The 22,488-nt window shown below is 72.1% G+C and carries 12 protein-coding genes and 1 pseudogene; 10 read left to right on the top strand and 3 right to left on the bottom strand.

The window, feature by feature from the left end; translation table 11 throughout:
- Nucleotides 1-206 precede the first annotated feature (206 nt).
- The 6 genes from ACZ7SW_RS33460 to ACZ7SW_RS33435 are packed head-to-tail and all read left to right on the top strand — an operon-like array spanning nt 207 to nt 7,973.
- Nucleotides 207-1,514, top strand: coding sequence for a hypothetical protein (locus ACZ7SW_RS33460; protein ID WP_470234361.1), 1,308 nt, complete (start codon nt 207-209; stop codon nt 1,512-1,514).
- Complete coding sequence (locus ACZ7SW_RS33455) at nt 1,511-2,551, top strand: hypothetical protein (protein WP_470234360.1); 1,041 nt, start codon at nt 1,511-1,513, stop codon at nt 2,549-2,551. The genes ACZ7SW_RS33460 and ACZ7SW_RS33455 overlap by 4 nt, the downstream gene beginning before the upstream one ends.
- A gap of 1 nt (nt 2,552) precedes the next feature.
- Nucleotides 2,553-5,543: a hypothetical protein gene (locus tag ACZ7SW_RS33450; RefSeq protein WP_470234359.1), complete on the top strand. Its 2,991-nt coding sequence runs from the start codon at nt 2,553-2,555 to the stop codon at nt 5,541-5,543.
- Nucleotides 5,544-5,597: 54 nt separating this feature from the next.
- A complete protein-coding gene (locus ACZ7SW_RS33445) occupies nt 5,598-6,125 on the top strand; it encodes a hypothetical protein (RefSeq protein ID WP_470234358.1) in 528 nt (175 codons plus the stop codon).
- Between the two features lie 9 nt (nt 6,126-6,134).
- Complete coding sequence (locus ACZ7SW_RS33440) at nt 6,135-6,950, top strand: DUF3592 domain-containing protein (RefSeq protein WP_470234357.1); 816 nt, start codon at nt 6,135-6,137, stop codon at nt 6,948-6,950.
- Between the two features lie 21 nt (nt 6,951-6,971).
- Complete coding sequence (locus ACZ7SW_RS33435; RefSeq protein WP_470234356.1) at nt 6,972-7,973, top strand: hypothetical protein; 1,002 nt, start codon at nt 6,972-6,974, stop codon at nt 7,971-7,973.
- On the opposite strand, the gene ACZ7SW_RS33430 is transcribed toward ACZ7SW_RS33435, so the two are convergent.
- A complete protein-coding gene (locus ACZ7SW_RS33430) occupies nt 7,974-9,143 on the bottom strand; it encodes a PucR family transcriptional regulator (protein ID WP_470234355.1) in 1,170 nt (389 codons plus the stop codon).
- 80 nt (nt 9,144-9,223) lie between these two features.
- Here ACZ7SW_RS33430 and ACZ7SW_RS33425 point away from each other — a divergent pair, with 80 nt between their 5' ends.
- The 4 genes from ACZ7SW_RS33425 (at nt 9,224) to ACZ7SW_RS33410 (ending at nt 15,154) form a co-directional block, all read left to right on the top strand.
- Nucleotides 9,224-11,272: an acetate--CoA ligase family protein gene (locus tag ACZ7SW_RS33425; protein WP_470234354.1), complete on the top strand. Its 2,049-nt coding sequence runs from the start codon at nt 9,224-9,226 to the stop codon at nt 11,270-11,272.
- On the top strand, nt 11,265-12,584 hold the full coding sequence (locus tag ACZ7SW_RS33420) for an alkyl sulfatase dimerization domain-containing protein (RefSeq protein ID WP_470234353.1): 1,320 nt from the start codon (nt 11,265-11,267) through the stop codon (nt 12,582-12,584). Before ACZ7SW_RS33425 ends, ACZ7SW_RS33420 begins: the two co-directional genes overlap by 8 nt.
- Nucleotides 12,585-12,650: 66 nt before the next feature.
- Complete coding sequence (locus ACZ7SW_RS33415; protein WP_470234352.1) at nt 12,651-13,973, top strand: MFS transporter; 1,323 nt, start codon at nt 12,651-12,653, stop codon at nt 13,971-13,973.
- Nucleotides 13,973-15,154 carry an alkyl sulfatase dimerization domain-containing protein gene (locus tag ACZ7SW_RS33410; RefSeq protein ID WP_470234351.1) on the top strand — a complete coding sequence of 394 codons (1,182 nt, stop codon included), beginning with the start codon at nt 13,973-13,975 and terminating at the stop codon, nt 15,152-15,154. The genes ACZ7SW_RS33415 and ACZ7SW_RS33410 overlap by 1 nt, the downstream gene beginning before the upstream one ends.
- 122 nt (nt 15,155-15,276) lie before the next feature.
- Here the strand turns inward: ACZ7SW_RS33410 and ACZ7SW_RS33405 are convergent, their stop codons facing one another.
- Nucleotides 15,277-16,485, bottom strand: a complete 1,209-nt coding sequence (locus ACZ7SW_RS33405; RefSeq protein WP_470234350.1) for a cytochrome P450 — start codon at nt 16,483-16,485, stop codon at nt 15,277-15,279.
- Nucleotides 16,482-22,208, bottom strand: a pseudogene (locus ACZ7SW_RS33400) (SDR family NAD(P)-dependent oxidoreductase); the annotation flags it as partial. The pseudogene ACZ7SW_RS33400 and the gene ACZ7SW_RS33405, both read right to left, overlap by 4 nt.
- Nucleotides 22,209-22,488: the final 280 nt, after the last annotated feature.

The following is a 22,488-nucleotide window of genomic DNA, read 5'->3' as shown; positions in this document are numbered from 1 at the left end:
GCTGCCGGATTCCGGCAACGCGCCGGGTTCGCGACAGCAGCCGGATGGCTGGCGAATTCAGCGCAGACCCGGGGACCGACTGTTCCCGGCCCGCGGTCGATCACCTGCTCCGCTTGCCTTCCCGGGCGTTTCCCTCGGCGGCGGAAACGCCTCAGTCGGACGCGGAGCCGCGGCAGGATAAAGTTCAGGCGGAGCGAGGGGGCGCGATGACGGCAGGCCACGGGCAGTCCCGGTTGCGCTCGGCTGTTCTCGCGCAGGCCTGGCGGCGGATCCCGGGCGTCGAGGTCCTTTCGGCGGGCGACGGCGGTCCGCTGACCCGCACGGTCAAGAAGATCATCGATCCGCTCGTGGTCCGCACCGCGGCTCGGCCCCGGCTGGGCCGCCCGCTGCTGGACCCGGCCGCGGCGGCGGAAGTGACCGAGCTGCTGCTGGCCGATTCGGCGCGGCTGCGCGCCACGGCGGCGTGGTTCACGCACTTGAAGCGGCAGCGCCGGGTCCTGCGCATCACTGCGGGAAACGTCCAGGACGTGTGTTTTCCGCTCGCTTACGAACTCGCGACAGCCTTCGGTACGCCGGACTCCTCCGCGCCGGAGCGGGCCGCGGCGGCGTTGCGCGAATGGCACGGCGAAGTCGGTGCGGCCGGGGTCGACCAGTTGAGCCGGTACTTGGCAGACCCGCAGCGCACCGCCGACTTGACCGCCGAACTGCACCGCCGCTGGCGCACCACCCCGCACCCGTACCAGACAGAAGACGCCACAGCGCTGCTCAACAAGGTCGTCAACGGCTTCACCGACGAGGCTTGGCAGGCGCTCGCCGACTCCCCCGCCGGACACGCGTTCGGCCTCGCGTTGCGTCAGCCCGGAGGAACCGCCGTGCTCGCCCGGGCCGTCCGCGAGGTTTCCGGCCTGCCCGCGCCTGATCTCGGCCTTCAGCGCGGCGAACGCACCGCCGTACCGCCGCTGAACCAGCGCGACGAGACCGGCGGCGAGCTTCTCGAACGCAGCATCGAACGACGGGTCCGCGCGACCTTGCGCCGGGCGGCCGAGCAAAGACCCGTCGCCGAGCTGGTCGACGAAGAACTCAGCCGTACCGCCGCCGGATTCGGGCTCGAATTGCCCGTGCTGGCAACGTGTTTCGTACTCGGCGTCGTCCTCGCGCCCGCGCTCCGGCCGCTCGACGGCGTTACGTCCACCGACCTCCCGGAGTTCGCGCAGCGGCTCAACGCCCAGGTCGCCCGGGAGGGATACGTCCTCTACGCCCGCCGGGCGCTGGCCGGTTCGACGCCCCTCGCCGCGCAGCCGGACGCCGAGATCCTGCGAGAGCTGCGTGAATTCGCGAAGCGGTTTCTCGCGAGGCTGTGGGTCCGGCTGCACGGCTTCGACGTCAGCGGCGAGGTCCCGGCTGACTTCCGGGACCTCCTCACCGGAGTGGTCCGGTCGACGTCGCTGGATCTGCGGACGAAAGTGCGCCGCGCCCTCGTCGCCAGCCTGCCGCGCTTGGAGGCCGCCTCGTGACGCATCCGGTGCACACGCCGGTCCTCGCGGCGGACGGCGGCCTCATCCGCTTCGCGCTGGCCGATCTGCTCGGCGCTTCGGTGCCGTCGATGCGGATCGAACTCGCCGACGCGAGCGCGGCCGAACCGTGGCTCACCAGGCTCGTCGGTGCCGAAGCCAGCTTGGCGGCGATTCGAGACGGGCATGTTGACGTCCCGGCCCAGCCGGAACTGGCTCGCCTCGCGCTTCTGCTCTGGGCGCGCCGCTGGTGGCCCGCCGGCCCGGCCCTCGCCATCCCAGCGCTCGACCCGGCGTTGCTCGGCTTCGAAGCGGCCGTCGCGACCACGGCGGTCGAAGACCTCGCCGAAGGCCTGCTCGACGGCTTCGAGGCCAGCCCCGCAGAGCTGTTCGACCAGGCAACCAGCTCCGGCTTGGCCGCCGCTGCGGGGCCGGTGGCCGAGGAAGCCCGGCGTCTGTGCACGCAGCTTTCGGCCTGGTTCGACCGCCAAGACGACCTGGAGCGAGCCGAAGCCGCGGCTGAACTGGCAGCTCGGGTCGCCCCCGGTCAGCGCGCGTATGCCTTGGCCGCCGGTTCCGGCCCCGCTGCGTCCGGCGAAGGCGTGCTGGCCGAGGGACGCGCCAGTGTCGACTGGGCCCGGGTGCCACCGGGCGTTCTGGACGCCGCGGAGGACACGGTGGCCTGGCGGATCGTCGCGACCAGGACCGCCGCCCGGCTCGAGGTCGAAGTCGCCGGCGCGCTAGACGACGCAACCCTCATCGCCGTCGCGACCCACGACGCCGAGCCTTTCGCCGAAGTCGCCCTGCACCTCGGCAGCGGAGGATTCGCCGGGACGGCAGACCTGGACGAGGCCGGAACCAGGCTCGCGGCGACGTCCTCCGCCCGGATGGGTCTCGTCGTCGGAGCGGCGGACCCGGACGTCGCCGGGACCACCCCGGAAGACCGGGCCGAGGTGATCTCCCTGGTACGGGCCCGCGAAGCGCTGCCGCCCGCGGTCCGTACCTTGGCCGAGCGAGCCGTCGCCGACGAGGAGTTCTGACGTGCTCGCCGGGTTGCCGCCCCCGCTCGAGCCGCCGGACCGGCCGCTGCCCGCAGAACTCGCCGGCTCGGTTTCGCACGGCTACAACTGTCGTTGCGTCGCAAGGCATTTCGGTCTCGCCCCGGCCGCTTACCGGGAACTGCCCGCGTGCGCGCTGACCGAAGCCGAGTACCACGGACTGCTCACCGAAGCCTTCGCCGTCCAAGCCGAGGCCAAGAGACTCGCCGCGGCGCGTGATGTCGCCGCTGCGCAGCGGGCTTATGCGCGGATGCGCCAGCTCGCCCAGCAGCTCGACCGCGTCAGCCTCGAAGTCGCCGCAGTCAGCGATCTGGCCACGGTCTGCTACTCCGCAGGCGATCTCCGGAACGCGCGCCAGTGCGCGGAAGCCGTGCTCAGCGTCTTCACCGTCAGCACCGCCGCCATCGTCCACTTCGGACAGTACGCCGAGCTGCGGATGATCGAGGGTTCCCGCGAGGTAGCGGAACGCGTCCTCATCTCGCTGTCCACTGAGGAGGGTTCCCTCGACCGGGCGCGGGAACTGCTCGCCGACCAGCGACGCCGCGCGGCGTTCCGGAAGGCGGCCGAACCCGGCCAGTTCCCGCGCGAGCAGCTCGACCCGCACGGTGCCGACGAGCTGGAACTGCGCATCCTCGAAGTACGCGTGCAAGTGGCCGCCGGGGATCCGGCCGGGGCGCGCGACGCGATCGAGGAGATCCTGGCCGATCTGGACAGCCTCGCGGACCTCGACGAGGTCCGCGACCAAGTGGCGGCGCTGCAGGCGATGGCACGGGCCGAACGCGCCCGCATCCGCCAGGCGGGCGGCGAGGAAGCGGACGCGACAGCGGATCTGCTGCGGCTCACCGCCGGCCGCGACGGCCCGGCGGCGGCGAAATTCGCCATCGGGCTGGCCGAAACCCGCGCGCTCGGCGGGGATCTCCCCGGCGCGATCACGGCGATCGTCGAGGCCCGGGACGAACTCGCCGCCGCCGGAGTGACCGGAGACGTCGCCGAGGCCAGCTACGCACTGGGCACGTTGCTGCTGCTCGCCGGCGAAGTCGCGCAGGCGCGAGACCAGTTCGAGCACGCGGGAAAGCTGTGGGCGGCGAACGGAGACACTCCGGGCGCGCGTCGGCTCGCGTCAGCGCTGGCTCGCTGTGCGGCAGCCGAGGGCGACTGGCCAGCCGCGGAGAAGCATGTGGCCGACCTCCAGGCAGCGGCCCGCGATTCGGGCGAATGGCTGGAGTGCCTGCGAGCTGACTACCTGTCGGCCACAATCGGCTACACACGCGGCGAAGACCCGCGGGCGGTGCTGGACCTGTTGCTCCCGATGGCGCTAGCCGCGCAGGAGTACCGGTTCGCCTTCGCGTCGGCCCAGGCGCGCACCGCGTGGGCGAACAGCGTCGCGGGCCCGGCGATGGAACTGCTGATGGTCCTGCTGACCCAGCTCGGCGAAACGCGGCTGACGGCGGAGCTGATCGAACGCGCCTGCGCGGTCGGCGCGTACCCGGAGGACCGCTCCCTTGACCTGACCGGCGAACTCCCCGAGCTGGCCGCACCGCCCGCCGAGACCGATCAGCTTCCCTTGGCAGCGCTGGGTTCGGTCACCTCGTCGCTCCCGCTCCGGCTCGCCCCGCCGCCCGGCCTGCGCTGGTCGCCTTCCTCGCCGATGGAACTGGACGCCTGGTCCCGGCTGGCCGCCGAACGGTACGGGTGTGCCTCGACAACGCGGACGGTCGAGACCTGGCCCGCCGCCGAACCCGGCCGAGAGACATTCATCCTGCGCTACGCCGACGCCGGGCACACCTACCTCAGCTGGCGCACCACCAGCGACCTCGACACGGTCCACGCGCACCTGATCGACGCCGATCTCGTCGAGACCGCGCGCGGGTTCCTGGCCGAGGCTTCCCCGACGCCGCGTGAAGGCGAACGGGTCGCCGACGCCGTCCGTCGTTCGCTCGATGCCTTCTCCGCCGGAGAACAACGCCTTGCCCGCGTCCTGGCCCTCAACCTCCTGCCCGCCGACCTCGTCGCGCAACTCCGGCGAGCCACGCGTCCCCTGCTGCGGATCCAGCCGTCACCGGCACTCGCCGCGGTTCCGTGGGGCCTGCTCGCCCTGCCCGACCGGCGGCCGGATCACGTGCTCGACGCCGACGAGGTCGACACCTGTTTCGACAGCGACCTCCGGCTCCTCGACCTCACCGACGTCTCCCTGCTCGCCCCCGCCGGGATCCCGCGCCGCGAGGCGGCCGCCGCCGGACCACCCGTCTACCTGCTCGATCCGCGGATCCCCGGCCAGAGCGCGTTCGGCGAACTGGGTTCGGTCCTCGGCAAGCAAACCGCCGCCTCGCCGCTGATCCGCCACCTCGACGCCCAGCTCGCCACCGGCCCCGTCCGGCCGGTCGCCTCCGGCGGTCTGGAGCTGGTCCGCCGCACCGACACCGACCGGCGGCTGCTCGCCGAACTGCTGGCCGAACCGTGTTCGCGGCTGGTGTTCGCGGGGCACGTCAGCCGCATCCAGGACGTCCACGGCGCGCAGACCGCGCTCCATCTGTCTTGCTCGGCCGACCTGCCCGGCACGGCCGCGCCGATCGGCGCGCACCGGCCGTTCACCGCCGCCGACCTGGCACTGTCCGAAGCGGACATGCCCGCCCGGGCGGCGCTGATCGGCTGCGCGAGCGCGAGCGACTTCGGCCTGCCCGAACCGTTCGGCGTGCTGCTCGCCGCCGTCGCGGCCGGGGCCGGGCTGGTCGCCGCGACGGTCTGGGCGCTGCCGACGTCGGCCGCGGTGTCCGGCGCGGATCCGATGGCCGAATTGATCATCGCCGTCGACACCGCGCTCTCCGGGCCGGATCCGGTCGCCGAGCTGTGCGCGTGGCAGCGCAGCCGGCTCGCGCGCTGGCGCGAACAGCCCGAGCCAGCCCGCTCCCCGGTCTTCTGGGCGGCTCTGACCTGCCTCGACGCCACCGACGACGGCAAAACCTGGGTTCGGTAGCACCCCGCCCGCCCGAAGCTGTGTCCAGCACACCGGCACAGCGAAAGGCACCCCATGTTCAAGAAGATCCGAGACAAGATCAACGAGGCGACCCAGCAGGGCATGGCCCGCGGCGCGCAGGATTTCCAGCAGCACGCCGAGCAGTTCCGGCTGGCGGCCGCCGCGCAGGGGCACGACATCACCCCGCAGCTGCCGACGCCGCAGCTGGCCGCGCAGGCGTTCCGCAACATCGCCGCCGACCCGGACACGGCGGCGTTCCTGGCGCTGCCGATGCAGGAGCAACTGCGCCAGCAGCAGGAACTCCAGGCCTACGGCACCGAATTGCGCCGGCTCTACGACACCGGAGAGAAGGCCACCCTGGTGATCCGCGCGCTGGAGCCGACCGGCCGCACGGTCGCCGGACAGGCCCAGTACACCGCGACGCTGGAGGTCACCCGCGCCGACGGCATGATGTACCAGACGGTCACCCCGCTGATCGCTCCGCAGGCGACCATCCAGCAGTACGCGCCCGGGACCCGGCACGAGGCCCGTCTCGACCCCGCCGACCCGGCCAAGGTCGCCGTGTTCGGCCCGATCGCGTAGGCGGCCGCGGTGTTCGGTTCTCTAGCCGACTACGGCCTGCCGGAAGACCCCGAGCAGACCCGTGCGTCGAGCCGGCGGCTGTGGCTTCTCGGGCTTCCCACGACGCTCGCCTGGGCGGTCGCCGGATGGTCGGGCGCACTCGGGCTGCTGGACAACTTCCGGCTGATGTCGCTGAACCGCGTCGGCGCGTGGGGGGCCGGCGCGGGACCGGCGCCGTCGCTCGTGCTGTTCTTCAGCCTGTCGGTCACGGTGGCGTCGTCGCTCGGCTTCGCGATGCTGTGGGGCGGCGGAATGTCGTTTCGCCGCATGGGCATCGGCTTCCGGGCCAGCTCGCTGGCCGCCGCGCTCGGGGTGACGCTGGGCAGCGGCGTGGCGGCTCCTTCGTGGACGCCGCCGGAATCCGTGGGCGAACGGCTGCCTTTCCTCGACGGCAAGGCCGAGCCGTGGTCCGAGGTGGACTGGGTGGTGTACTACGAGCCGTTCCTGGTGCCCGCCGTCGCCGGGCTCGTCGCGCTGGTCCTGATCGTGGTGCTGCTGCGGTCTTTCCTCCGCGCGGCCGAGGCGGACGACCGCGAGCAGGCGCTGCTCCACTGCGGTCGCCAGGTGACCGGGGTCCTCACCCGCGTGGACTTCACCAACGTCTGGGTCATGGGGAACCCGCGATTCACCGTCCGCGTGCGGTTTCCCACCGAGACCGGCGAACGCGAGGTCGTGGCGACCATGATCACGTCGCTGTTCCAGGCCCCGTCCGAGGGTTCGGCGGTGAAGGTCCGCTACGACCCGAAGGACCCGGAAGCCGTTCTGGTGGAACCGATTTCCCTCTGACCGACGAAAGGGAGCACTTCCATGGCAACCCTGCGCACGATCGCGTTCGGCTTCCTCACCGGCTTGACGATCGGGGCGACCCTGTGCTCGCTCATCGCCGGGATCGTCGTCGAGAGCGTTCCGTTGTTCGTGACCGGGCTGGGAATTCCGCTCGGCTACGGCATTCTCGTGTACCTCGGCGGCCTGCCCCGGCGCGCCCGCGAGGCGGCGGTACCGCCCGTGGTGGCGCTCGCGCGGATCGAAAGCCTGCGCGCCGGAGGCAGCGAAACGGGCGATCTCCCGGTCGAATTCATCCTCACGGTCGCGCCGGACGGGGCGCCGTCGCACCGGGCGGCGACGAGCCACACCGTCAACCTGGTCGATCTTCCCAGCTACCGCAAGGGCGACGTCCTGCTGGTCACGTACCCGCCGGACCGGCCGTGGAAGGTCAGGATCGTCGCCAATCCGACGCCGGAATGGCAGCGCCGAGCGGCAGAAGCGGTCATCGAGCCCGCGGCCGAGTCCACTTTGGTCCACCCGCCGCCGGAAGGTTGCGCGGCCGGTTTCCTCACGCTGCTCGGGCTGCTGCTCGGCGCGGGCGCCATCCTCGGGCTCTTCCGCGCCGAACTGTTCGCCCCGGACACCAGCGCCCCGGCACCGCCGCCTCCCGAGTCGTCCGCGGTGACCTCCTCGGGTTCCGCGACGGTCGACGTCGGCCCGGAACAGTCCTTGCTGGACGAGGGAGAGCTGCGCCGCGCTGTCGACGGGCTGGCCCAGGCCACCGACGTCTCGCAAACGCTCACCGCGGTCGTCCAGGAACACCGGCTGACGGTCGTCTTCGCGCCGTCCGCGGTCCAGATCCCGCGATTCGACCTCCGAACCCTGCCCGTCAAAGAGATTCCCGCTCTGGTCCGGAAAGCCTTGCGCACCATCGACGTCGGCACGCCGCAGACCTGGCAGGTCACCGTCGCCCAGCTGCCCTCGGCGCGCACCGTCCGCGTCACGGTGACCGGTCCCCGCGGCAGCGGTTCTCTCGCCGGGTGATCAGCCCGCCAGGCCGAGCGACGCGCCGAGCAGCAGAAGTCCTTTGGCAGTACGGGGATCCGCGCCGGTCAGGTTGGCGATGCGCGACAGGCGATTGTCCACTGTGTTCGGATGGACGTGCAGCTTCCGTGCGGTCTCGCGACGGTTGAAATCGGTGTCGAAGTACGTCCGGAGCGTCGTCGTCAGATCGGGCTCGCCGCCCAGCCGCTCCGCGAGGGCACGCAGCTGAGGAGTCGCCGCGCTGTCGTGGTTCAGCTGGTATTCGAAGAGATGATCGGCGAGCACCGCGACGGTGTCGGGGGCCGAATTCAACCGCAGGAGCCGTTCCGCTTCCGCCGCTGCTGCCGGGATTTCGGACAGCTCGGCCGCGTGGGCGAACGCGCCGGTGATCTCCACGCCCGTCGTCTGATGCGCGCGCGGAACTGCTTGCCGGGCCTCGGTCAGCGCCGCCTCGCCACTGTCCGAAGCGGACGGAATCAGCAGCAGCCCGCCCTCCGGATCCAAGGCGGCCAGCACGTCTCCGGAAAGTTCCCGGCGCAGGTGCTGCAGCAGCAACCGCGCCTTCCGCTGCCCGGCCAGGTGCCGGCCGACCGCGTCGCCGACCGAATCCGCCGGGTCCGCGGCGAACCGCAGCGCCAGCACGCCGTACGCCGGGGCGAGCCGGACGTCGGCCGGTTCCGGGACGACCTCCCCCGCCGCCAGCCGCCGGACCAGAGCCCGTGCCGCCTCGCGCTGTTCGTGGTCCGCGGTCTGGAATTCCTTCTGGTGCGCTTGCACGGCCGCGTTCAGCACCTGGTGCAGGCACTTCAGCAGCACCGCGGTCGTCTCGCCGGGCGGCGACCCGCCGGACAGGTCCTGGAGCTCGGCCCACATCTCCTCGGCCGCCAGCAGGTACGCGTGCATGAACTCGCTGACCGGCAGCCCTTCCGCGCCCCGCTCCCGGCCGCGCCGGCGGAACAGCTCCAGTTCGTCCTCGCGCAGTTCGTCGCGCTCCCGCACGGCGCGCGCGAACATCCGGCCGAACTCGCGGACCGTGTGCGCCATGTGCAGGCGCAGGTGTGCGGGCGCCTGGCCCCGGTAGTGCGGGGAGGTCTCGACGTACCGGCGGATCGTCCGCTCGCCCACCTTCGGCAGCCGGTGCTCGAAGCCGCGCCACGACAGTTGTGACATGTCACAGCACGGTAGCCGAAAACCTGGGCAATGTGCGCTACCAGCCGGATCGGCCAGCGGCGACAGTTGGGGTTGTGTCCATGACCGCGATCACAGGAGGCCCGGACCCCATGCGCTGCGAGCCGCTGTTCCGCCCGAAGTCGGTCGCCGTGGTCGGCGTGTCGGCGACCACCGCGCTGTCCTGGGGACGGATCGCGCTGGACCGGCTGCTGCGCGGCGGCTACGGCGGCGAGGTCTTCGCGGTCTCCCGCGGCCCGCTCGAACTGCCCGGCGTGCGGACAGTCGGCTCCCTCGCCGAGATCGGCTACGGGCCCGACCTCGTGGTGCTCGCGACTCCGGCGGAAACGGTTCCGGGGCTGGTCCGGCAGGCGCGCGAACTCGGCTCCGGCGCGGTCATCGTCTTCGCGTCGGGGTTCGCCGAGGGCGGCGACCCGGCGCTGGAGGACGAACTGCGCGAAGCCGCCGGAGACCTTCCGGTGCTGGGCCCGAACTGCCTGGGCGTGGTGAGCCACCCGGCTGGGGCGCAGCTGTCCACGACCGTCTTCCTCGACCGCGAACGCGTCCCGCCCGGCCCGATCGCGATCGTCACGCAGAGCGGCGCGATGGGGTTCGTGCTCGCCGACCTGCTCGAACAGGCCGGAATCGGCTACTCGTACTACGCCAGCGTCGGGAACGAAGCCTGCCTGTCCGGCCACGAGATCGGCGGCTACCTGCTCGACCAGCCCGACGTCGAGGTGCTCGTGCTCTACCTCGAAGGCGTGCGCGACGCGGACGGTCTTCGCGAACTCGGACGCCAGGCGCGAGCAGCGGGCAAGACAGTGGTGGCCCTCGCCGTGGGCAGCAGCGCCGCCGGACGGCAGGCCGCGTTGTCGCACACCGCGGCCGTCGCCGGTGATCACTTCCTGCTCGCCTCGCTGTGCCGCCAAGAGGGCATCCACCTGGTCACCGACGACGATCAGCTCGTGGACGCCGTGCTCTGCGCCCGCAAGGGCACGACACTGCCCCCGGCACCGCGGCTGGCCGTGCTCACGATGTCCGGCGGCGCGGGCGGCATCCTCGCCGACAACCTCACCGCGCTGGGCGTCCGGATTCCGCCGCTGTCCCGCGCGACGCGCGCGAAACTCGCCGAGGTCGGCGGCGTCGAGGCGGCCGACGAGAACCCGGTCGATCTCGGCGGCAACATCGACCGCTGGCTCGACCGCGTCGGCGATCTGCTCGGCGCGCTCGACGAAGATCCGGAGTTGGACGGCGTCGTGCTCTACCTGACGTTCGGCGATCGGTTCCGGGAGGCCTACCACCGGCTCGCCGCCGCGGCCGCCGCGATGCGGACGCCGACGTGGTTCGTCTGGGCGTGCGCGCCGCCCGGCGAACTGGCGGAGATCGGACGGCCGGACACCGTGCTGCCCAGCATCGGCGCCCTCGTGCGCCGGCTTCGAGTGCTGGTCCCGGACCGGGTCCCGGAACCCGCGCACCACGCCATCGGCGACGACCGTCCAGTGTGGACTGAGCTGCGGGCCATTCCGCTGCTGGAGGACGCTCGCATCGCACACGTCGACACCGTCGCCGGGATCGACCTCGCCTCCGCGGTGCGCCAAAACGGCTGGCCGGAGCCGTATGTGGTCAAGGGCGACGCTGCCGACGTGCCGCACCGGGCCCGGGCTGGGCTCGTCCGGGTCGGCGTCACAGCGGCCGAACTGCCCGCGGTGCTGGAGACGCTCCAGGCCCGGCTGGACGAGGTCTCCGCCGACCCGGACCGCACGCTCGTCGTGCAACCTCTTCTGCCGCACACCGCCGAACTCGCCCTCGGCGCGACGCGGGATCCGTTGTACGGCACCGCGATTATCCTCGGCGCGGGCGGCGACCGTGCCGAAGACGCCACCGCGCCCCGCCGTGCGCTGCTGCTCCCGGCGACCCCGGAGCAGCGAGCCGAACTGGCCGCCTGGGCTGGTGACGTCCTCGCCGCCCCGGTCCCCGCCGTCGCCGCCGCGATCGACGGCCTCGTCCGCATCCTCGGCGACCACCCGGAATTCGCCGAAGCCGACCTCAACCCGCTCTGCGTCACCGGCGACGACCTGGTCGCCGTCGACGCGCTGTTCACCGAGAACGTTCAGGAGGCATCCCGTGACTGACCTGCTCGACTATGCCGACAAAGTCTGGCGAGGCGAGGCCGACACCCGCGTCTACCACACCGGCACGCTGCGCAAGGACGGTCTGCACGAGCTGGCCGAGGGCGTCTGGATGTGGCCCGCGTTCGGCAACGTCTTCCTCTTCCCCACCGCCGACGGCCTGTTCTGCTTCGACACCGGCGAACGCCGCACCGCGAAAGACCTCTTCGGCGCCACCCGCGCCCGCACCGACGCTCCGCTGCACACCGCCGTCTACTCGCACGGCCACATCGACCACGTCTTCGGCGTCGGCCCGTTCGATCTCGAAGCCGAGGAACGCGGCTGGCGTCGCCCGTCCGTGCTGGCGCACGAAAACACGCCGCCCCGGTTCGAGCGGTACGAGCGCACGCGCGGCTACAACACGGTGATCAACCAGCGGCAGTTCCAGTCCCCCGGCTTCCGCTGGCCGGATCGGTACCGGCACCCCGACGTCACCTACCGCGACACCACGACGCTGCGGATCGGCGACCTCGACGTCCGGCTGAAGCACGGCCGCGGCGAGACGGACGACGCGACGATCGCGTGGCTGCCCGACCGGAAAATCCTGTGCTGCGGCGACTTCTTCATCTGGTCCTCCCCCAACCCGGGCAATCCGCAGAAGGTGCAGCGCTACGCCGCCGAGTGGGCGCGGGCACTGCGCTGGATGGCCGGACTCGGCGCGGAACTGCTGCTGCCCGGCCACGGCGTGCCGATCGCCGGCGCCGACCGGATCCGGACCGCGCTGTCCGACACCGCCGAGTTCCTCGAAACCCTGCACGACCAGACCGTGGACGCGATGAACGCGGGAGCCACGCTCGACGAGGTCGTGCACGGCGTCACCGCGCCTGCCGAACTGCTGGCCAAGCCGTATCTGAAACCGTCGTACGACGAGCCGGAATTCGTCGTCCGCAACGTCTGGCGGCTCTACGGCGGCTGGTACGACGGCAACCCGGCCAACCTGAAACCCGCCCGCCGCGCCGACCTGTCCCGCGAACTCGCCGACCTGTCCGGCGGCTCCGACCGGCTGGCCGCGCGGGCGCGGGAACTGCTCGCCGCCGGCGAACACCGGCTGGCCGGGCACTTCGCCCAGCTCGCGGTGGACGCCGCGCCCGACGACGAGACCGCGCACACCGCCCGCGCGGAAGTGTTCACCGCACTGGAAAAGGCCGCGACCTCGACGATGGCGAAGGGTGTCTACGCCTGGGCCGCCGCCGAATCCCAAGCCGTGCTGGAGGGCACCGACCGCGCCGAACAGCTGCGCACCCGTACCGCGGGCCGCACGCGCTGGGCTTTCTGACCCACCGAACCGCCGAGCCTTCCGCACCACCCCGTCCGACAACGACGTTGAAATGGGGACCCCACGATGAACGCTCCCGCCCTCCCCGCCGAAACCGCCGCCCGCCGGCGCCCCCGCGGCACCAGCGCCCGCGGCTGGGTCGTCACCGGGCTGCTGCTGGTGTTCATGCTGATCAACTTCGCGGACAAGGCCGTGCTCGGTCTCGCCGCGAAACCGCTGATGCACGACCTCGGCCTGACGCCCGAGGCGTACGGCCTGATCAGCAGCGGGTTCTACTTCCTGTTCAGCATTTCCGCGATCGTGGTCGGTTTCGTGTCCAACCGCGTGCCGACGAAATGGATCCTGCTGGTGCTGGGCGTCGTCTGGGCGCTGACCCAGGCCCCGATGCTCGGCACCGTCGGCTTCGGCGCGGTGCTGGTCAGCCGGATCGTCCTCGGCGCGGCCGAAGGCCCGGCGAACCCGCTGGCCATGCACGCGGCGTACAAGTGGTTCCCCAACGAGAAACGCGGGCTGCCGAGCGCCTTGCTGAACGCCGGTTCCGGCATCGGCGTGGCGCTCGCGTCGCCGCTGCTGACGGCGCTGATCGTCGGCTACGGCTGGCGGTGGGCGTTCTTCGCGCTGCTCGTCATCGGCCTGGTGTGGTCGGTGCTGTGGGCGATCTTCGGACGGGAGGGCAAGGTCGCCGGAACCGCGTCCGTGCACGCGGCCGAGGCGAAGTCCGAAGCGGACGAACCCCGCGTGCCCTACCGCCGGATCCTGCTGAACGGCACCTGGCTCGGCGGTTTCCTGGCCGGTTTCGCCGCGTACTGGGCGCTGGCCGTGCTGGTCGCGTGGGTGCCGCATTACCTCGAGACGGCATTGCACTACAGCACGGTCACCACCGGGACGCTGGTCGCCCTGCCGTGGATCGCGTCGGTCGTGTTCAACCTCGCCCAAGGCGTGCTCAGCGACCGGCTGATGCGGCGCGGCGTGTCGAGCCGGGTGGCCCGCGGCGTGCTCGGCGGCGTCGCGGTGCTGGTCTCCGGTCTCGCGATGCTGCTGTTCCCGCACACCGGGGGCTGGTTCCAGATCGCGCTGCTGACCGTCGCGTTCAGCCTCGGCGGGGTCGTGTTCGCGCTCGGCGTCACGATGAACGCCGAGATCAGCCCGACCCGCCAGCGCGGCGCGGTGCTGTCCATCACCGTCGGCCTGGTCACCACGGCCGGATTGCTCGCCCCGTACCTCACCGGACGGCTCATCCAAGCTTCTTCGTCGCCCGAGGGCGGCTTCACGCTCGCCTTCACGATCAGCGGCCTGCTGTCCATTGTGGGCGGTCTGCTCGCCGTGTTCTTCGTCAACCCGGACCGCACCGCGCGGCGGCTCGGACTCCGCACCGAGGTGGTCGGCTGATGCCTTTTCAGGACACTAAGAACCCGCTCTACGGCAGCGGCGAGATCACCGAGGTCGCGCCCGGCGTCCGTTCGATCGGCCTGCAAGGCAACAGCCTCGCGGTGGAAACGGCTTCCGGTCTCGTCGTGGTCGACACCGGCCCGTCTCCGGATCTCGTCGCGCCGGTGCTGGACCGGCTGGGCGAACCGGTGCGCTGGATCGTCTACAGCCACGGGCATCTCGGCTACAACTACGGCGTTCCCGGGTTCTTCGAATACGCCGCCGAGCACGGCGAACGCCGCCCGACCGTCGTCGCGCACGAGAACGTCGTCCGGCGCTACCGGCGGTATCTCGAGACCGCCGGGTTGCAGAACCGCATCAACACCCGGCAGTTCCGCCGCCCGATGGCCGACCTCGCGGCCCCGCCGCCGGTCACCTTCCCCGACCAGACCTACCGGGAGGCGATGACCCTGGCCCCGGACGTCCGGCTGCTGTGGGCGCCGTCGGAAACCGACGACGTGACCGCCGTCTGGCTGCCGTCCCAGCGGGTTCTGTACGGCAGCGCGGCGGTGATCAACGGCATCCCCAACATCGGCACGCCCATGCGGACCATGCGCGACACCGTCCGGTGGGCCGACACCCTGGACCGGCTCGCCGCGCTGAACCCCGCCGTGCTGGTGCCGGAGTTCGGCCCGGTCGTCCGCGAGGACCCGGTCCGGCAGCTCACCATGACCGCGGCCGCGCTCCGGTGGCTGCGGAGCGCGGTCGTGGACCAGCTCAACCAGGGGCGCCGGGCCGACGACATCGTGCACGACCTCCGGTACCCGGCCGAACTGTTCGACGTGCCGTGGATGCGCGAGCACTACGGGCACCGGGAGTACATCGTCCGCGACATCGTCCGCTCGGAAACCGGGTGGTGGGACGGAAATCCGACGACGCTGCACCCGTCCCGCCCGGACGCCGCGGCCGCCGCCCGCGCCGAGGCGATCACGGACAAGCAGGCGGTGCTCGACCACGCCGAGCGGCTTCAGGTGGACGGGCGGGTGCAGGAGGCGTTGCACGTGATCGATTTGCTGGCGCTCGCACCTGGGGACGACCCGCTGGTCAAGCAGGCGCGGGCGGTGAAGGAGGAACTGTGCGCCGCTCGGGCGGCGGAGGCCAGCAGTTACGTGTCGCGGAGCTTCTACCGCAGCGGCTGGTGACGCCACGCCGCCCCGGACCGCATGGCTCACGTCCGTGAGGGGAACCCTGGGGGAATCAGAGTCCCCCAGGGTTCCCCTCACGGACATCCGCACCGCAAGCCGGGCCCGCCGCGGCCAGCCCGTTATTGCGCGGGCAGCGCCTTTGTCCAGGTCAGTTCCAGCCGCTCCGGTCCGCGCTGTCGTCGCCCGCTCAGCCACGGCACGTCGGCCGCCAGCGCCAGATCCGGGAACCGGGCCAGCAGCGTCCCCAGCGCGACCTGCAGTTCCAGCCGCGCCATCTGGGCGCCGAGGCAGTGGTGCGGGCCATGGCCGAAGCCGACGTGGTGGTTGCGCGGCCGGGCCAGGTTCAGGTCTTCCGGGCACTCGAACACCGAGGCGTCGCGGTTGGCGCCGTCCACGTCGGCGAACACCGCTTCGCCCTCGCGGATCAGCTGTCCGCCGATTTCGACGTCCTCACTGGCGATGTGCGCGAACCCGGCGCTCGCGCCGAGCGGGACGAACCGGAGCAGTTCCTCGACCGCCGACGGCAGCAGGCCGGGGTCCGAGCGCAGGCGGGCCAGGTGGTCCGGATTCGTCAGCAGGGTGTAGAGCAGGTTGGAGATGTGGTTCGCGGTCGTCTCGTGGCCGACCGCCAGGATTCCGCCGGACAGGTCGATCAGCTCGCCCTCGGTCAGCCTGCCCTCGTCGTCGCGCGCCCGCACCAGCGCGCCGATCAGGTCGTCGGTGGGGGTTTCCCGGCGCTCAGCGACCAGACCCGCCATGTAACCCCACAGTTCGCGCTGCGCGGTCATGATCGCGGTGTGGTCCGAACCGTCGCCGCTGAGCATCAGCATCGTGTCGGTCCATGTGTGCACCTTGTCGCGATCTTCCTGCGGCACACCGAGAAGCTCGCACAGCGCGGTGATCGGCAGCGGGATCGAGAACGACGACACCAGGTCCACCGGCGGGCCCTGCTCGATCATCCGGTCGATCAGGCCGTCGGCGATCTCCTGGACGCGCGGGCGCAGCGTTTCCACCCGCTTCGGGGTGAACGCGGCCGCGACGAGCCGTCGCAGCCGGGAGTGCATCGGCGGGTCCATGGTGATGATCGAGCTTTCGCTCTCGATCGCCTCGGTCCCGCGCGGCGCGTCCTTCCCGACGGTCAGGCTGCGCATCAGCCGCCGGTCCACCAGCACGGCCCGCACGTCCTCGTACCGCGTCGCCAGCCAAGCCTCGCCGCCGTACGGCAATCGCACCCGGCTCATCCCCCGCTGCTCGCGCATCTCGGCGTACCGGGCGTCGACAGCCAGCGCCGACGCTTCGAACGGGTACGGGCACACTTCAGTGTTCACGACGAACTCCCAAGTCCGGTAACGGTTTCCACGATCGGTTCTGCCACGGATTCCAGCCACGCCCCGACGGCCGACGCCGTGGCGTCCGCGTCCTCGGCGACGATGCTGAAATGGTCCCCAGGCACCGTTTCCACGCGGTCGGCCCGCGACCACGTCGTCTGCCACGCCGCCCCGGCCACGTCCCCGAAGCTGCGGGCCGACCGCAGCAGCACCGTGGGGACCTGAAGATCCGGCGGTCCGGCGGCGGCGAGGAGGCCCAGGTAGCGGCCCATGGCGGTCAGTTGCGCCCGGTCGAACCCGCCGTCGTCCTGGCGGGTCAGCACTTCCCCGGCCATCGCGTGGACGGCGTCCTCGGCCGGGCCGCCGATCTCGTAGGTGTCCAGCAGGCACAAGCCCGCCGGCGCGCGGCCGGCGCGGGCCAATTCCGCCGCCACGGCTTCGGCCAGCAGGCCGCCGGACGAATACCCCAGCAGTGCGAACGGTTCGTCGTCGGCTGCTTCGCGGGCCTGGTCGGCGAGGGCTGTGACAAGCGTGGCGAGGTCGACCGGAAGGGGCTCGTCGGCGGTGAAGCCGGGCAGGGACAGCACGGAAAACCGCCGGACGCCGCGGAAAGGTGCGGCCAAGCGTCCATATTGGACAGCGCCGGTCATCGCGGCGGGCGACGGCACGCACAGGAGCGTGGGACGTCGTGGCCCCTCGGCGAGCCGTACTGGCCGAGATGCCCTCATCGACGCACTAAACGACTCGCGCAGGTTCGCCGCGGCTCCGAGGAGGGCGACGCCTTCCGGAACCCGGCCCGCTGCCACCGCCTCGGCGAACAACCGGGCGACCGGATCCCCTGGCAGCGGAGCGGAAGCCTCCTCCGGAGTGTCCGAAAAGGACTCGTTCAGGAATTCCGCCAGGTCCGCGACCGTCGGATGGTCGAACACCAGGGTCGCGCCGAGAGTCAGGCCGGTCAGCTCGGCGAGCCGGTTGCGCACCTGGACCGCGGTGAGCGAGTCGAACCCGAGATCCGGCAGCGCACGGCCGGGTTCGAGGGTCTCGCCGTGCCCGAGCACCGCCGCGACCTGCGCGCCGACCAGTTCCGCCAACCGCTCCCGGCGCTCGGCCGGCGGTGTACGGCGCAGCCGGCCCGCGGCCGAACCGCTGGTTCGCCGGGTCGTCCGCACGTGTCCGCGGAGCAGCGGCGGGACGTCGTCGCCGCGCCACGCGTCGAGGCGCAGCGGGGCCAGCACCGGGGCCGGGTCGGCGAGGGCCGCGTCGAACAGGGCCAAGCCTGCTTCGGCAGTGAGGCCGCCGGTGCGTTCGTCGGAGTTCCACAGCCCCCAGGCCAGTGATTGAGCAGGCAACCCGAGGCTGCGGCGGTGCTGGGCCAATGCGTCGAGGAACGCGTTCGCCGCCGCGTAGTTCGCCTGTCCCGGCGCGCCGAGGATCCCCGCGGCGGACGAGAACAGGACGAACTTGTCCACGGCACCAGCGAGTTCGTGCAGGTTCCAGGCGGCGGTGGCTTTGGCTTCGAACACCGCGTCGACCTGTGCGGCGGTCAGCGACGTGAGCATCCCGTCGGCCAGCACTCCCGCCGCGTGCACGATCGCGGTGACCGGGTGCGCGGTCAGCAGCGCGGCGACGGCGGAGCGGTCGGTGAGATCGCAGACCGCCACCTCGGCCTCCGCACCGAGCGCGGCCAGCTCGGCGGCGAGGTCGTCCCCGCCCCGGCCGGTCCGGCTCGCCAGCACCAGCTTCCGCACCCCGTGCTCGCGAACCAGGTGCACGGCCGCCAACCGGCCGAGCTGCCCGGTCCCGCCGGTGATCAGCACCGGGCCGGGACCCCACTCCGCGCGGTCGAGGGCTTCGACGGCGACCAAGCTCGGAGCGAAAGTTCGATGGTCGCGCACGACAATGGCTGGCTCGTGCACGGCGGCGATCATCTCGCCGGACGGCGGCGCGTCGGTGTCCAGATGCACGATCCGGCCCGGATGTTCGGTCTGCGCGGAGCGGACCAGTCCGGCGACCGCCGCACCGGCCAGGTCCACCGGTTCGCCGGGCAGCCCGGCAGCGTGGCGGGTGATCACCACGATCCGCCGGCCGTCCGCGAGCGCCGTGCGCAACGCGGCGAGAATCCGGTGGACTTCCTCGTGTGCCGTCGCGACATCGGATCCCGGCGACACCACCAAAGTCTGGACGTCTTCCGGTCGCCTGCCGGGGAGAGCGCATTCGGTCCATTCCGGACGGAGCAACGTCCCAGCGCGGGGAGCGCGCCGCACGCCGGTGAGCGGCCGCAACGCCAGCGAGCCGATCGTGGCCACCGGATTGCCCGAGCAGTCCGACAAGGACAGGGAAACCGTGTTCTCCCCCAGCGGTTTCACCTGCACGCGAAGCTCGGAGCTGCCGGGCGACCACAAGTCCACTTCGGACCAGGAGTACGGCAGGAGTGTCCCCGCACCGGCCACCGGGCCGAGACCGATGGCGTGCAGCGCGGAATCGGCGAGCCCCGGATGCAGGCCGAACGCCGCGGCGTCCAGCACCGCGGATTCCGGCAGGGCGACCTCGGCGAACACCTCGTCCCCGCGTCGCCAAGCGGTCTTCAGGCCCTGGAACAACGGGCCGTACTCGACGCCACTCTCGGCGAGAAGCTCATACATCCCGTCGAGATCGATTTCCGCGGCCCCGGCAGGCGGCCATGCCGGACCGGCCGCGGGCGCCGGGCCAGCCGGAGCCAGCGCACCGTCGGCGTGCCGCACCCAGGGCGCGTCGCCGGTCTGCGCGTGGATGCTCAACCGGCGCACCCCGGCCTCGTCAGCCCCGCCGACGCGGACTTGAACCCGGATCCCCTCGGGGTCCAGCACCAACGGCGCGTGCACGGTCAGCTCGCGAACCCGCGTGTCGCCCGCCTCCTCACCGGCCCGCAGGGCGAGTTCCAGGAAACCGGTGCCGGGGAACAGCACCGAGCCGCCGACCGCGTGTCCGGCCAGCCAAGGCTGCGCGGCGACCGAAATCCGGCCGTGCAGCAGGAATCCGTCGCCGTCGGCCAGCGGAACCGCCGCGCCCAGCAACGGGTGCCCGGCGGCTTCGAGACCGGTCGCGGAGAGGTCTCCGGCTTCGTCCGAAGCGGACAGCCAGTAGCGTTCCCGCTGGAAGGCGTAGGTCGGCAGGTCGACGAACCCCGCCGAGCGGGGCGCGAGAACCGCCGCCCAGTCCAGGGATACGCCGTCGGAGTGCAGCGCCCCGACCGTCTCGGCGAGCGCGACGTCCTCGGGCACGTCCCGGCGCAGCGCGGCAACGGCCAGCGGAGCGTCCGGGAGCAGCGCGGTCAACGGCCCGTCCGCGCCGAGTTCGAAGAATCGGGTGACGCCCTGGCTCTCCAACGCGCGGACCGCGTCGCCGAACCGGACCGCGCGGCGGATGTTGCGCACCCAGTAGTCCGCGTCGAAGGATTCGATCGGCTCACCAGTCACCGTGGAGACGACCGGCAGCGTGGGTTCGGCGTACGCGACCCGCGCCGCGATCGCGCGGAACGGTTCCAGCATCGGGTCCATCAGCCGCGAATGCGAGGCCACCGAGACCGCCAGCCGCTTGGTGCGCCGCCCCTCAGCAGCGAACCGGGCGACGATCTCCAGCACCGCCGCCTCCTCCCCGGCCACGACGACCGCTCGCGGACCGTTGACCGCGGCGACCTCGACCGCTTCCCCGGCGAATTCCTCCGGCTCGGCCTCGATCGCCGCCATCGCACCGCGCGGCTGGGCCTGCATCAGCGTGGCCCGCGCGACGACCAGCTCCGCCGCGTCCGCGAGCGACAGCACTCCCGCGCAATGCGCGGCCGCCAGCTCGCCCCCGGAATGTCCGCAAAGGACGTCCGGCAGCAGCTGCCACGATTCGGCCAGCCGGAACAACGCGACCTCGATCGCGAACAACCCCGCCTGGCTGTAGCGGAACTCGTCGAGCGCACCGCCGACCGCCTCCCGCAGCGGACGGTCGAGATGCCGGTCGAGTTCCGCGCGAGCAGCGGCATACGCGGCGGCGAACACCGGATACGCGGCGGCCAGTTCTTCGCCCATGCCGGTCCGCTGCGACCCGCCGCCGGAGAAGAGGAAGGCCAACGGCCCCTCGCCGCGCACCACTTTGGCGGACGGTTCGTCCAATCCGGCCAGCAGCTCGTCCCGATCGCGCGCGACGACTGCCGTGCGGTGTTCCAGGTGCGTGCGCCCGGTCGCGAGCGTCCACGCGACGTCCGCCGGACGGAGACCCGGCTCCTCGCGCAGCCGCTCGGCCAGCCGTTCCGCCTGCGCCCGCAGAGCCGCCGGATCGCGCCCGCTGAGCACCACCGGCACCGCGATCCCTTCGGCCGCGGCGGTTTCGGTGGTTTCGGTGGGTGCCGGGCCTTCCTCCAGCACGACGTGAGCGTTCGTCCCGCTCAGCCCGAAACTCGACACCGCACCCCGGCGCGGCCGGGCGCCACGCGGCCACGGCGTCGCCTCGGTCAGCAGCTCGACCGCACCGGCGGACCATTCGATCCGGCTGCTGGGCGCGTCCACGTGCAACGTCTTGGGCAGCAGTTCGTGCCGCAACGCGAGCCCCAGCTTCACCAGCCCAGCGACACCGGACGCGGCCTGCGTGTGCCCGAGATTGGACTTCAACGACCCGAGCCGCAGCGGCTCCCCGCCGCCTCGGTCCGCCCCGTAGGTGGCCAGAAGCGCTTGCGCCTCAATGGGATCGCCGAGCGGCGTGGCCGTCCCGTGCGCCTCCACGACGTCGATCTGCGCGGCGGACAGCCGGGCCGACGCCAGCGCCTGCCGGATCACCCGGCGCTGCGCCGGACCGTTCGGCGCGGTGATGCCGTTCGACGCGCCGTCGGAGTTGACCGCACTGCCCCGAAGCACCGCCAGAATCGGGCGACCGGACCGTCGCGCGTCGGAAAGCCGTTGCAGCACCAGCATTACACAGCCCTCGGACCACGCCGTGCCGTCGGCGGACTCGGCGAAACTCCGGCACCGCGCGCCGCGAGACAGCGTGCCGTCCTTGCTGAACTCGACGAAGGTGCGCGGCGTCGACATCACCGTCGCCCCGCCCGCGAGCGCGAGTTCGCACTCCCCCGCGCGCAGCGCCTGAGCGGCCAGGTGCACGGTGACCAGCGACGACGAACAGGCCGTGTCCACCGTGATCGCGGGCCCCTGCAACCCGAACGTGTAGGCGACCCGCCCGGACACCATCCCGGACGCGGCGAAACTGCCCGGATAGTCGTGGTACATCACCCCGGTGAACACGCCGGTCCGGCTGCCGCCCAGCGAACGCGGCGGGATCCCGGCGCGTTCCAGGGACTCCCAGCCGGTTTCCAGCAGGAGCCGCAGCTGCGGGTCCATCAGCAGGGCGTCGCGCGGGCTGATCCCGAAGAGCCCGGCGTCGAAGTTCCCGGCACCGGTCAGGAATCCGCCCTCTCGCACGGAAATCGACCCCGGCCGGACCCCGTCGGGATCGTAGAGCCGCTCGACGTCCCAGCCCCGGTCGTCGGGGAACCCGCCGATCGCGTCGCCGCCCTCGGAGAGGAGCCGCCACAGCTGTTCCGGCGTCTCGATCCCGCCCGGCAGCCGGCATCCCGCGCCGACGATCGCGACCGGTTCCGCTCCCGCGGCCGCGCCGAGCAGCCGCCGGTTCTCGTCTTTGAGCCGATGATTCTCCTTCAGCGACGTACGCAATGCGGCGACCAGGTTGCGTTCGGACTCGCTCAACGGCCCCCCAGGGCTAGATGTGCGGCGTGACCAGTCCGACATTACGCACCAACCGGATCACTGCCACCCCCTAGATAATGGGCCCCGGCGGCCGGATTCCCCGTCCGCCGCCGCTCGCGAGCCCGGCCGATCAGGGCGGGATGCGGGTTTCCCCAGCGGAATTCTCGCCACGATGCCCAGCTAGCGGGGCCGTCGACATCCACGCCGCCGGTCGGCGCAACGCCGCGAGCTGCGAACCGAGCACGACACCGACACGATCGCTTCCGCCACCGCGTCCCCA

The organism is Amycolatopsis sp. NPDC114484 (assembly GCF_055633755.1).
This window is presented reverse-complemented; position numbering and strand designations above follow the sequence as displayed.